General features: G+C 39.8%; 11 protein-coding genes, 1 tRNA gene and 1 other RNA gene. 12 read left to right on the top strand and 1 reads right to left on the bottom strand.

Translation table 11 applies throughout. The features are described from left to right. Positions 1-134 precede the first annotated feature (134 nt). Positions 135-1,871, top strand: a complete 1,737-nt coding sequence (locus tag HMPREF2887_RS00930) for an ABC transporter ATP-binding protein (protein ID WP_057489610.1) — start codon at positions 135-137, stop codon at positions 1,869-1,871. A 9-nt stretch (positions 1,872-1,880) separates the two neighbouring features. Next, a complete protein-coding gene (locus HMPREF2887_RS00925) occupies positions 1,881-3,650 on the top strand; it encodes an ABC transporter ATP-binding protein (protein WP_084740322.1) in 1,770 nt (589 codons plus the stop codon). A 414-nt stretch (positions 3,651-4,064) separates the two neighbouring features. On the opposite strand, the gene HMPREF2887_RS00920 is transcribed toward HMPREF2887_RS00925, so the two are convergent. Beyond that, positions 4,065-5,066: a YdcF family protein gene (locus tag HMPREF2887_RS00920; protein ID WP_021001516.1), complete on the bottom strand. Its 1,002-nt coding sequence runs from the start codon at positions 5,064-5,066 to the stop codon at positions 4,065-4,067. A gap of 137 nt (positions 5,067-5,203) precedes the next feature. On the opposite strand from HMPREF2887_RS00920, the gene ssrA reads away from it, so the two are divergent. The 10 genes from ssrA (at position 5,204) to HMPREF2887_RS00870 (ending at position 11,900) form a co-directional block, all read left to right on the top strand. Further along, positions 5,204-5,553: a transfer-messenger RNA gene (ssrA, locus tag HMPREF2887_RS00915) on the top strand. 8 nt (positions 5,554-5,561) lie between these two features. After that, positions 5,562-5,649 (top strand) — tRNA-Ser (locus HMPREF2887_RS00910). A gap of 149 nt (positions 5,650-5,798) precedes the next feature. Further along, on the top strand, positions 5,799-6,179 hold the full coding sequence (locus HMPREF2887_RS00905) for a CidA/LrgA family protein (RefSeq protein WP_021001517.1): 381 nt from the start codon (positions 5,799-5,801) through the stop codon (positions 6,177-6,179). After that, entirely contained in the window at positions 6,172-6,867 is a 696-nt protein-coding gene (locus HMPREF2887_RS00900; protein WP_003037392.1) for an LrgB family protein, read from the top strand. Before HMPREF2887_RS00905 ends, HMPREF2887_RS00900 begins: the two co-directional genes overlap by 8 nt. Before the next feature lie 116 nt (positions 6,868-6,983). Further along, positions 6,984-7,496: an adenine phosphoribosyltransferase gene (locus HMPREF2887_RS00895; RefSeq protein ID WP_003025236.1), complete on the top strand. Its 513-nt coding sequence runs from the start codon at positions 6,984-6,986 to the stop codon at positions 7,494-7,496. 99 nt (positions 7,497-7,595) lie between these two features. Beyond that, complete coding sequence (metA, locus tag HMPREF2887_RS00890; protein ID WP_021001518.1) at positions 7,596-8,540, top strand: homoserine O-acetyltransferase MetA; 945 nt, start codon at positions 7,596-7,598, stop codon at positions 8,538-8,540. An 8-nt stretch (positions 8,541-8,548) separates the two neighbouring features. After that, positions 8,549-9,223 carry a DnaD domain-containing protein gene (locus tag HMPREF2887_RS00885; protein ID WP_003025231.1) on the top strand — a complete coding sequence of 225 codons (675 nt, stop codon included), beginning with the start codon at positions 8,549-8,551 and terminating at the stop codon, positions 9,221-9,223. Positions 9,224-9,316: 93 nt separating this feature from the next. Beyond that, complete coding sequence (locus HMPREF2887_RS00880; RefSeq protein ID WP_021001519.1) at positions 9,317-10,006, top strand: tRNA (adenine(22)-N(1))-methyltransferase; 690 nt, start codon at positions 9,317-9,319, stop codon at positions 10,004-10,006. Then, the gene (locus HMPREF2887_RS00875) at positions 9,993-10,790 is read left to right on the top strand and encodes a Nif3-like dinuclear metal center hexameric protein (protein WP_003025225.1); all 798 of its coding nucleotides are present in this window, start codon (positions 9,993-9,995) and stop codon (positions 10,788-10,790) included. Before HMPREF2887_RS00880 ends, HMPREF2887_RS00875 begins: the two co-directional genes overlap by 14 nt. 12 nt (positions 10,791-10,802) lie before the next feature. Continuing rightward, complete coding sequence (locus HMPREF2887_RS00870; RefSeq protein WP_021001520.1) at positions 10,803-11,900, top strand: NAD(P)/FAD-dependent oxidoreductase; 1,098 nt, start codon at positions 10,803-10,805, stop codon at positions 11,898-11,900. The last annotated feature ends 43 nt before the right edge of the window (positions 11,901-11,943 follow it).

Raw genomic sequence — 11,943 nt, 5'->3', positions numbered from 1 at the left:
CCTAATCACCCTTGCGGGGGTGGGACTACGAACTTAAATTTTTCAAGATAAGTTCTGTCCCACTCCCATTTTGTCTAAAAAGTACGTTGGTGCTTTTTTATTGTGGATTTATTTTATGAGGAGAAAGGAGAAATATGAAGTATATTTGGTCTTATTTGAAAAAATATCCCAAATGGTTGATGTTGGATTTCTTTGGTGCTATCTTCTTTGTTGTGGTAAATCTCGGTTTGCCGACTGTTTTGGCACGAATGATTGATGAAGGGATTAATCGAGGAGATAGCAATCGTTTATATTATTGGGCGATTGTGATGCTCATTGTCATTTTGCTAGGAGTCTTTGGACGGATTGTCCTTGCCTATGCTGCTGGGAAATTAACGACGAGCATGGTACGGGACATGCGCAATGATGTGTATGATAAATTGCAAGAGTATTCGCATCATGAATATGAGCAAATCGGCGTTTCGTCTTTGGTGACACGGATTACCAGTGATGCTTTTGTTTTGATGCAGTTTGCAGAACAATCCCTAAAAATGGGTGTCATCACACCAATGATGATGATGTCTAGTGTGATGATGATTTTTTTCACTAGTCCTTCCTTAGCTTGGATTGTCGCAATTTCCGTTCCTTTTCTTGGCATTGTCGTTTGGTATGTGGCGACAAAAACACGTCCTCTATCAGAAAAGCAACAAAAAACGTTAGATAAAATCAATCAATACGCGCGTGAAAATTTAACGGGTCTGCGTGTCATTCGGGCTTTTGCACGAGAAGAATTTCAAGAAGAGCGCTTTGCTTCACAAAATGAAATTTATGCGGATAATTCCAATCGCTTATTTAAATTAACTGGTTTGACAGAACCGCTCTTTGTTCAAATCATCATTGCAATGATTGTTGCTATTGTCTGGTTTGCTTTAAAACCACTTGGTACAGGAGACTTGCAAATTGGGGATTTGGTTGCTTTTATCGAATACAGTTTCCATGCTTTGCTGTCTTTCTTGTTGCTATCTAGCTTGTTTACCATGTATCCTCGTACAGCTGTTTCAAGTGAACGCTTGAAAGAAGTAATGGAAATGCCGATTTCGATCAATCCAAACGAAGACGGTGTTACGGAGACAGACAGTCACGGTTATTTAGAGTTTGACAATGTTACTTTTGCTTATCCTGGTGAGACTGAAAGCCCAGTGCTACATGATATTTCGTTCAAAGCGAGACCTGGTGAAACGATTGCTTTTATCGGATCAACTGGTTCAGGAAAGTCTTCATTGGTGCAATTGATTCCGCGCTTCTATGACGTGACACTTGGAAAGATTTTAGTGGACGGAGTGGACGTGCGTTCTTATAACCTAAAAGCGCTTCGGCAGAAGATAGGTTTCATTCCACAAAAGGCTTTGCTATTTACGGGAACAATCGCAGAAAATCTGCGGTATGGGAAAGAACATGCCAGTTATGAAGAATTGACACAAGCGGCAGATGTAGCACAAGCTAGAGATTTTATCGAAAGTAAGGAAGAACGCTTTGAAACCCATTTAGCTGAAGGGGGAAGCAATCTTTCTGGTGGTCAAAAGCAACGTCTCTCCATTGCGCGGGCAGTCGTAAAAGAGCCAGATATTTATATTTTTGATGATTCATTTTCTGCATTGGACTATAAGACCGATGCCATTCTTCGAAGTCGACTCAAAGAAGTTACGCAAAATGCTACTGTATTGATTGTAGCACAACGTGTGGGAACCATTATGGATGCAGATCAGATTATTGTTCTGGATAAGGGAGAAGTTGTCGGGCGCGGAACACATGAAGAATTGTTGCAACAAAACGATATCTATCGCGAAATTGCTAATTCTCAGCTTAATAGTCAATCACTAACAGAAGAATAGGAGGGAAAGATGAAACAACATAGTTTTATGCGCTTGTGGAGTTATTTAAAAGTTTATAAACTCTCAGTAATCCTTGCTATCTTTTTGAAGGTGGTGAGTATTGTGATGAGCGTGCTAGAGCCTTTTGTACTTGGTCTTGCTATTACAGAATTGACACGAAATGTGCTGGATATAGCAAAAGGAGTCGAAGGCGCCAGTATAAACACAACATATGTCTTTTGGGTAATGGCACTTTACCTTTTGCGTGGTTTGTTCTATGAAATTGGGGCTTACTATTCGAATTATTTTATGACCAATGCAGTGCAAAATACAGTACGTGACATGCGCAATGAGTTGAGTTCTAAAATCAATCAAATTCCAGTTTCTTATTTTGATAAACATCAATTTGGAGATTTGCTAGGACGTTTTACCAGCGACGTAGAAACTGTTTCTAATGCGCTTCAGCAATCTTTTCTGCAAGTGATTAATGGTGTTCTGACGCTCACTTTAGTTATTTGCATGATGTTATACCTCAATTTCCAATTAGCTCTGATTGTCATTGTCAGCATTCCTTTGACCTACTTTGGGGCGAATTTTATCTTAAAGAAATCGCAGCCGTATTTTAAAAAGCAAGCAGATGCGCTGGGTGCTATGAACGGATTTGTGCAGGAAAATCTGAGCGGTTTTAATGTGCTGAAACTCTATGGCCGTGAAGAAACATCTTCAGAAGATTTTCGCGAAATCACGCAAAATCTCCAAGAAGTTGGCTTCAAAGCTAGCTTTATTTCGGGTTTGATGATGCCAATTTTGAACGCCGTTTCAGATTTGACCTATTTGATTGTAGCGGTTGTTGGCGGTCTGCAAGTCATTTCTGGACAATTAACGATTGGGAACATGCAAGCATTTGTACAATATGTGTGGCAAGTGAACCAACCAATCCAAAACTTAACGCAACTGGCTGGGCAATTGCAGAGTGCTAAGTCTTCGCTGGATCGTATCTTCCAAGTTTTGGATGAACCAGACGAAGTAACAGATGTGAAAGAGTGGCTGGAGCATGATTTGACAGGTCAGGTTAGCTTCAAGCATGTTGACTTTCAATACGTGGAAAACAAACCGCTCATTCGAGACTTTAACTTAGAAGTTAAGCCGGGCGAAATGGTAGCGATTGTCGGTCCAACGGGTGCCGGAAAGACCACCCTCATCAATCTGCTCATGCGTTTTTACGATGTAACTGCTGGTTCGATTTCTATCGATGGTCACGATATTCGTAACTTATCACGACAAGAATACCACAAACAATTTGGAATGGTCTTGCAAGATGCTTGGCTTTATGAAGGAACAGTCAAAGAAAACTTGCGTTTTGGAAATCTGAATGCGACAGATGAAGAGATTGTGGAAGCTGCCAAAGCGGCTAATGTCGATCATTTCATTCGGACGCTTCCAGGTGGTTATAATATGGAAATGAATCAGGAATCCAGCAATATTTCGCTAGGACAAAAACAATTGCTGACCATTGCGCGAGCATTATTAGCCGATCCAAAAATCTTGATTTTGGATGAAGCAACCTCGTCCGTTGATACACGCCTAGAGCTCTTGATTCAAAAAGCGATGAAGAACCTCATGCAAGGACGAACAAGCTTTGTCATTGCTCACCGCTTATCGACGATTCAAGAGGCGGACAAGATTTTGGTTCTCAAAGACGGGCAAATCATTGAGCAAGGAACTCACGAATCGCTTTTAGCTGATAAAGGTTTCTATTACGACTTATATACAAGTCAGTTTGCTAAGAAAGAAGCCTAACGAATAAAGGAGCAAAAGAAAACTCCAATTAAACAATAAAACACGAACTCTGTCTTTGACTAGTTGCTAGCTAATCTGGACGAGTTCGTGTTTTTTTATCTTTGATGACATAAAGCTAAAATGCAATTGCTCTGTCTCACAACTATTTTTTGCTAAATCTTCAAAACTGCATGACATTTCTTCCGTCCGCCCAGCGGACGAAATGAACTAGTTTTGATTTATACTGTCAGCCCGGCGGACGAAGTAAACTAGTTTTGGTTTATAGTGTCAGCCGAGCGGACGAGGCGAATGAGTTTTGGTTTACTTCATCGTCCTGGTCGACGGTCTGAACCAGTTTCAGTTTACTTTGTCGCCTCGGTCGACAGCTTCAATCGTTTTCTACGAATTGTTCATTCCGTTAAGTAAAATTACGCCTTATCGAAAGAGGTTAGTAAGCCAAACAATGAAATACAATCCAAGAAAAACGGCATGCCATTTCCAATAAAGCATGATTAGTCCAAGCGTTTCACGTATCCAAGCCGACGGGAGAAAATAAAGTGCTGTTCTAGAGCCGATACTTCGTCCCTTTATGCCGAGCTTTCGCATGTAAATACCTGCTCGCAAAGAGTGGAAAGAGTTGGTGACGACCAAGCAATAGTAATTTTCCTTACTTTTTTGGTCTAAAATAGTTTTGCTAAACTGCAAATTTTCTAAGGTATTGGTTGACTGCTGTTCAATTATAATATCTTCTTGTGGAATACCTACTTGCCTTAAATATTGCGCCATTGCTTCTGCTTCGGTTATTGGTTCATCGACACCTTGTCCTCCAGAAACGACAATTTTGGGATGGTTATGAAATTTTTCATACATCATCTTCCCCTTTTCAAGTCGTTGAGCGAGAAGAGGCGGAACCTTGTCTCCTATCAAACCAGACCCTAAGATGATGATGTAGTCTGGATGTTTTATGACGGGAAAAGTATTATAAACAAAACCGTAAAGGATATAGGTCACATAAAGATAGCTACCATAAATTAGAAGTCCATTTGTAAGAGATAGGATTTTATGAAGAAAGATAAAATGAGGAAAGAAAAAAGTAAGCGCTAGGGAAAGAGCAATAGCGAGTCCATAAAAGAGGGAGAGAAGGTTTGCTAAACGCCTACCTTCAAAGGTCATCATCTGTCTACCATTAAAAATGAGATAAATGGTTGAAATTATAACACTCAAAGGAATGAAAAGTGCTAAGATGAGCAAAGAAAGCATTGCCAGATTTCTATTGACAAGTTGTTCCATATGCATCACAAACAAACCAGAAACGATAGCGGAAAATAAAATTAAAACGATACTAAGCAGATAAGCATTGAAAAGTCGCCTTGGCTCTATATAAAACAAGACAAGAAAAAGAAGAGCAGGAAGAAGCCAAATAAGATGCAATACCATAATGTGATAACAATCCTTTCAAACAGATTCCTTTTTAGTATAGCATAAAAGTTCCTGTAAAAAATAATAGATTCAAAAAGAATAGACTTAAAAATTGAAATATTATTAAAAAATATGGTATAATACTTTTATGTCTTGGGGTCGTTACGGATTCGACAGGCATTATGAGGCACATTTTGCGACTCATCGAGCGGATGTAAAGCGCCAGTTAAATATAACTGCAAAAAATAATAATTCTTACGCTTTAGCTGCCTAAAAAACAGCCAGCGTGACCAGATTCGGATCGCTCGTGTTCGATGACCGGTCTTAATAATAGCGAGATACGATTAAGCCTTGTCTAGGGGCTTGATAAGAGACTGATAGACTCGCTTGGCTTGGGCTTGAGTTATGTGTCAAAGCGAAGTTAAATCCAATACATAACCTATGGTTGTAGACAAATGTGTTGGCAGGTGTTTGGACGTGGGTTCAATTCCCACCGGCTCCATTGTTAAATATGGAAGATTACTCAAGAGGCTTAAGAGGCTGTGTTGGAAACGCAGTAGGCGTGTGAAAGCGTGCGTGGGTTCGAATCCCATGTCTTCCGTTTTACTACAAAACGCACGTTAGTGGCGTTTTTTTTTACTAGAAGATAAAATGAGTGAAGAGAACGGATTCACTCATTTATTTTTTTGAAAAATATTGAAATTTTTCTGAAAAGTAGTAGACTGTTACTAGAAAGTTTGGAGGTTTCTTGTGAAATTATACGTACAATTGATGATTATTTTTTCAATTTCTTTGATAGGAGAAGGGATTTCCTATCTTTTTCATTTGCCTATTCCGGGGAGTATTATTGGGCTTCTTCTTCTTTTTTTGGCTTTGCAATTTAAAATTTTCAGATTGCGGCATGTGAGTATGGTGGGAAATTTTTTATTAGCCAATATGACCATTTTATTTTTGCCGCCAGCAGTCGGAATTATGGATAAATTTCATGTCATTGCGCCTTATTTGCTGCCGATTGTTTTGATTATTGTTGGAGCGATTGTGATCAATGTAGTTGTCATTGCCGTGGTTGTTCATTTTATCAAAAATCGCTTTGAAGGAGACTACGGAGAAGGAGAAACAAGAAATGTCTAATTTGTGGGGCAATCCTTTATTTGGTTTGGCTTTATCAATCTTTGCTTATCTGGTAGGAATGTTGATTTTTCGCAGATTTCCGCATCCTTTGACAACCCCTTTACTTCTAGCCACCATATTTGTCATTGTATTTTTAAAATTGACAGGAATTTCTTACAAGAATTACTACGTAGGCGGGGCGTATTTGAATAATCTCATTGTGCCGTCAACGGTTGCACTGGGAATTCCTTTGTATAAAACATTTCATCTCATGAAACACCATGCCAGAAGCATTTTGATTGGTACTTTTGTAGCAGTGGTAGTGAATACTAGTTTTACGGCCCTGGTCGCCAAGGCTTTTGGAATGGATTTTTTCTTAGCAATTTCACTCTTTCCCAAATCAGTAACAACAGCTATGGCGGTTGGAATTACAGATAAAATGCAAGGGCTGACGACGGTGACGTTGGTAGTTGTAGTTGCAACGGGAATCTTGACAAGTGTGATCGGTCCGACTGTTTTAAAAATCTTAAAAATCAAAGATCCTGTTGCAGTAGGCTTAGCTCTTGGCGGAACGGGACATGCTGTTGGGACAGGGACAGCTTTTAAATATGGACAAGTCGCAGGAGCTATGGCTGGTCTAGCTATTGGCGTGACAGGGATTATGTATGTGATTGTCAGTCCAATTGTTGCAAGTATTATTTTAAAATAGCAAAAGACGAGAATGACTGTGCTGTGACTATTTTTTGAAAGCAAGTATGTTTTCTGCCCATTTCCTAAAAAACATGATATAATAGAGAGTAAAAACTTTTTGATAGAAAGACAGTTATGGATTTAAAAGATTATATTGCAACCATTGAAAATTACCCGCAAGAAGGGATTTTATTTCGTGACATTAGCCCATTGATGGCAGATGGAAATGCCTATAGCTATGCTATTCGTGAAATTGTCCAATATGCTACGGACAAGAAAATTGATATGATTGTCGGTCCAGAAGCGCGTGGATTTATTGTTGGATGTCCGGTAGCTTATGAGCTTGGGGTTGGTTTTGCTCCAGTACGTAAGCCTGGGAAATTGCCTCGTGAGGTTATCTCAGCTAGTTATGAAAAAGAGTATGGTGTAGATACCTTAACAATGCACGCAGACTCTATCAAGCCTGGACAGCGTGTACTGATTGTTGATGACCTTCTTGCAACGGGAGGAACGGTTAAAGCAACAATTGAAATGGTTGAACGTTTAGGTGGTATCGTTGCAGGTTGCGCTTTCCTTATTGAATTGGATGAATTGAAGGGACGCGAAGCTATTGGTAACTACGATTACAAAGTTCTCATGCATTATTAAGGTATAACTAAAAGCTATATCTTGTTGTAGAAAAAGTATAATTGAAAACTATATCTCCTTTCAGTATAATAAAAGCAGAAAGCAAAAGGAGATATTTTCATGCCTATTAAAATTGATAAGAAATTACCAGCTGTTGACATTTTAAGATCTGAGAATATCTTTGTCATGGATGATGAGCGTGCAGAACACCAAGATATTCGTCCTCTGAATATCTTGATTTTGAATTTAATGCCGCAAAAAACAGTGACGGAAACGCAGTTGTTGCGCCATTTAGCAAATACGCCATTGCAACTTCGGATTGAATTTCTTTATATGACTTCTCATACCTTCAAAACGACACATGCGGACTATATGGAGACGTTTTATAAGACTTTTGATGAGATCAAGGGTCGTTATTTTGACGGTTTGATTGTCACCGGAGCGCCAGTCGAGCATTTGCCTTTTGAAGCAGTAGATTATTGGGAAGAATTCCGACAAGTTATTGACTGGTCCAAATCGCATGTTTACTCAACGTTGCATATTTGTTGGGGAGCGCAAGCAGCTCTTTATGTTCGTTATGGCATTGCCAAACACCAGATGAAGCGCAAGTTGTCCGGTATTTATAGCCAATCCACACCAGAAAAACCCAATTTGCTGTTCCGCGGCTTTGATGATGAATATGCAGCTCCTCATTCGCGTTATACAGAAGTTCGCAAAGAGGATATTTTAAATAAGAGTAATTTGGAAATTTTAGCTTGTGGAGAAGAGGTTGGTGTCTCCGTTGCGGCAAGTCGTGATCTTCGCGAAGTATATAGTTTTGGACATTTAGAATATGATCGCGAGGCCTTGGCAAAAGAATATTTGCGTGATGTAGACGAAGGGCTGAATCCGCATATTCCAGAAAATTATTTCAAAAATGATGACGTTACTTCAGTCCCCTGTTTACGATGGAATCTGGCTGCGGCGCTGTTTTTCAACAATTGGATTAATTATGCTGTTTATCAAGAAACGCCATTTGATTGGGAAAATGCAGCAAATGACGCTTCCTTGTTTGCTTATTTATAAGAGGTGCTATGACTTATTTATCAGCGTATAAGACGGGCAATTTAGTATTGCCAACTGAGCTTCTTTTTCATTTTCATGAGATATTTGATAATAGTGATGACTTTTTGGTCTGGCAATTTTTCTATTTGCAAAATACAACGTCGCTAGAAGAGATTTCTCCTGTTCAGATTGCGGAAAGTATTGGGAAATCCGTTGCAGAGGTCAATCGCTCTATGTCAAATTTGACAGAAAAAGGATTGTTGCAATATAAAACAATTGCCCTCAATGGTGAAATTGAGGCAGTTTTTGATGCACTGCCAGCGCTTGAACGATTGGATGAAATTGTAGAGAATCACTCAAGCGTTGCGCAAGCTATTTCTCAGAATGTTTTAAAAGACTTGGTCGAGACTTTCCAGCAAGAATTAGGTCGTCTCTTGACACCGTTTGAAATCGAGGATTTGACAAAAACGATTCAAGATGACAAGACCAGTCCGGAACTTGTTACTGCTGCTCTTCGTGAAGCTGTTTTTAATGGAAAGGCAAACTGGAAATACATCCAAGCTATTTTGCGGAATTGGCGCCGTGAAGGCATTACAACAGTAGCACAGGTAGAAGCGAAGCGAGAAGAGCGTGAGGCGACAAATCCACAAAATATCACTGTCTCGGATGATTTTTTGAAGGCTATGGATTTGTGGCGAGATTAAGAAATCGGAGTTTATTCCCTTGGAATAGACTCTTTTTTTAGTTCCTTAAAAATGATATACTAAGTGAAACGATTATTTTAGAAATGAGTTATCATGCAAGTAAAGAATATCTCAAAACGTTTGAGAAAAGTAGCTGGTTTTGTACCACGGGATGCCAAAATCTTGGATGTAGGAAGTGACCACGCTTATTTACCGATTTATCTAATTCAGCAGGGTAAAATTTCCTCAGCCATTGCTGGTGAAGTTGTTGAGGGACCTTATCAGTCTGCGGTGACAAATGTAGCAGATAATCAGATGTCTGATAAAATTTCTGTTCGTTTGGCAAATGGTTTAGCAGCTTTTGAAGTAGAAGATCAGATTGATGTTATCGTTATTGCAGGAATGGGAGGAGGATTGATAGCAGATATTTTAGACAATGGCAGTGCGAAATTGGCATCTGTTAAGCGTCTGATTCTTCAGCCTAACAATCGGGAAGATGAACTTCGCAGGTGGTTGTGTGGTCATGATTTTCAAATTACAGAAGAAGCTATTGTGGAAGAAAATGGGAAATTTTACGAGATAATGATAGCTGAACAGGGGTATCAAGTGTTGAATGCTGAACAAGAACGCTTCGGACCTTATCTAATGAGAGAGCAATCAGCTGTTTTTCTAGATAAATGGCAGCGAGAAGTAGACAAGCTGGAAAAAGCTTTGGCTAAAATCCCTGAGAAAAATCTAACGGAACGCTCTGCTATGTCCCAAAGAATCAAGCAAATCAAGGAGGTACTGCATGCTAGCAAGTGAATTTATTAACCGTTATGAAGCATACTGTCCTAAGGAGCTGTCCATGACGGGAGATGTCTGTGGACTGCAAATTGGAACTCTGAATAAAGAAGTTAAGCGAGTACTGGTAGCTTTGGATATTCGCGAGCAGACAGTTGCAGAGGCGATTGAAAAAGATGTAGATTTGATTTTGGTTAAGCACGCACCGATCTTTCGGCCTATTAAGGATTTAGTGGTAGACCGACCTCAGAATCAGATTTACATCGATCTGATTAAGCACGATATTGCAGTCTATGTCAGCCATACCAATATTGATATTGTGGATGACGGTCTCAATGACTGGTTCTGTGATCTACTAGAAATCACTGATACGGATTATCTTAGCGAAACGGTTCCTGAACACGGCATTGGTCGTATTGGCAAGATTGCACCTCAGACTTTTGGAGACTTTGCAGGCAAGGTTAAGGAAACTTTTGGTCTGGATAGTTTGCGTTTGGTGACTTATTCGGCTGTGGATCTGGATCGAATGATTGAGAAAGTAGCAATCTGTGGTGGCAGTGGTCAGTCCTTTTACAAGGAGGCTTTAGCACAGGGCGCTCAGCTTTATATTACAGGTGATATTTACTACCATACAGCGCAGGATATGCTGAGCGAGGGGCTTCTAGCTTTGGATCCGGGTCATCATATAGAAGTGCTCTTTGTGGAAAAATTAGTTGAAAAGTTTCAAGACTGGAAAGTAGAAGAGGGCTGGGAAGTTGAATTTTTAGCCAGTCAGGTTTCTACAAATCCGTTTAAACATATCTAAGTAGGAAATTGTATGAAAAAAGTAGCGATTATCGGAGCAGGGATTGTCGGATCGACTGCTGCTTATTATCTATCGAAAAATTCTATCTTTCAGGTGACCATTTTTGATCATGGAATAGGTCAGGCAACCAAGGCAGCAGCTGGTATTATCAGCCCATGGTTTTCCAAACGGCGTAATAAAGCGTGGTATCGTATGGCACGACTGGGAGCAGATTTTTATCTGGATTTGATAGCTGATTTACAGAAGGACGGTTTTGCAACGAAGTTTTATCAGCAAACTGGCGTCTTTTTGTTGAAGAAAAAAGAGAAAAGTCTGGAGACGCTCTATGAGTTAGCAAACCAACGGCGGCATGAGTCGCAACTAATTGGTAACTTGCAGTTATTTTCACGAGCGGAAGCAATGGAGTACTTTCCGGGGCTTCAAGGTTTTGACCGGCTGCTCTATGCTTCTGGAGGAGCACGCGTGGACGGTTCTTTATTGACTCAGATTCTGCTTGCGGCTAGTGGTGCAAACCTAATCCAAAAGAAAGTAAATTTGGATATTCGAGATGATGCTTGCTGGATTAATCGTTCTTGTTTTGATCAAGTTATATTAGCAACAGGAGCGTGGTTGCCTGAGCTGTTGAAACCACTAGGTTATCAAGTGGATGTTTGTCCACAAAAAGGTCAATTACGAGATTATCAGACTGGTCTGGTGACAAATGATTATCCAGTGGTCATGCCAGAAGGAGAGCTAGATATTATTCCTTTTCAAAATGGCAAAATCAGTATGGGCGCTACTCACGAAAATGAAATGGGCTATGATTTAAGAGTGGATAAAGACTTGCTGGATAAAATGGAACAGGAAGCTTTTTACTATTTTCCTAGCTTGTCTCAAGCAAACAGAATGAGCGAACGGGTCGGAATTCGAGCCTATACTAGTGACTTTTCTCCCTTTTTTGGTCAGGTACCAGATCTTCAGAAGGTATTTGCAGCTAGTGGCTTAGGCTCTTCTGGCTTGACGACGGGTCCTCTCATCGGATATCATTTAGCTCAGATGGTTCAGGGAAAAAGTGGCAGTTTAAATCCAGCGGATTATCCTATTGAAAGATATATTAAGAAAGAGAAATAGATGACAGAAAAAAATTTAAATTGGGTCAATATTTGTGTGAAAA

This window comes from Streptococcus sp. HMSC071H03 (genome assembly GCF_001813035.1).
In the GTDB taxonomy this organism is placed as follows: Bacteria; Bacillota; Bacilli; order Lactobacillales; family Streptococcaceae; genus Streptococcus; species Streptococcus anginosus.
The sequence above is the reverse complement of the archived record's forward strand: the minus strand, read 5'-3'. Positions and strand labels throughout refer to the sequence as shown.

Excerpts from the sequence above, each read along its gene's own strand:
- HMPREF2887_RS00920 (WP_021001516.1), bottom strand. The coding sequence starts at position 5,066 with ATGGTATTGCATCTTATTTGGCTTCTTCCTGCTCTTCTTTTTCTTGTC.
- metA (WP_021001518.1), top strand. The coding sequence starts at position 7,596 with ATGCCTATTAAAATTGATAAGAAATTACCAGCTGTTGACATTTTAAGA.
- HMPREF2887_RS00925 (WP_084740322.1), top strand. The coding sequence starts at position 1,881 with ATGAAACAACATAGTTTTATGCGCTTGTGGAGTTATTTAAAAGTTTAT.
- HMPREF2887_RS00885 (WP_003025231.1), top strand. The coding sequence starts at position 8,549 with ATGACTTATTTATCAGCGTATAAGACGGGCAATTTAGTATTGCCAACT.
- HMPREF2887_RS00895 (WP_003025236.1), top strand. The coding sequence starts at position 6,984 with ATGGATTTAAAAGATTATATTGCAACCATTGAAAATTACCCGCAAGAA.
- HMPREF2887_RS00880 (WP_021001519.1), top strand. The coding sequence starts at position 9,317 with ATGCAAGTAAAGAATATCTCAAAACGTTTGAGAAAAGTAGCTGGTTTT.
- HMPREF2887_RS00875 (WP_003025225.1), top strand. The coding sequence starts at position 9,993 with ATGCTAGCAAGTGAATTTATTAACCGTTATGAAGCATACTGTCCTAAG.
- HMPREF2887_RS00900 (WP_003037392.1), top strand. The coding sequence starts at position 6,172 with ATGTCTAATTTGTGGGGCAATCCTTTATTTGGTTTGGCTTTATCAATC.
- HMPREF2887_RS00870 (WP_021001520.1), top strand. The coding sequence starts at position 10,803 with ATGAAAAAAGTAGCGATTATCGGAGCAGGGATTGTCGGATCGACTGCT.
- HMPREF2887_RS00930 (WP_057489610.1), top strand. The coding sequence starts at position 135 with ATGAAGTATATTTGGTCTTATTTGAAAAAATATCCCAAATGGTTGATG.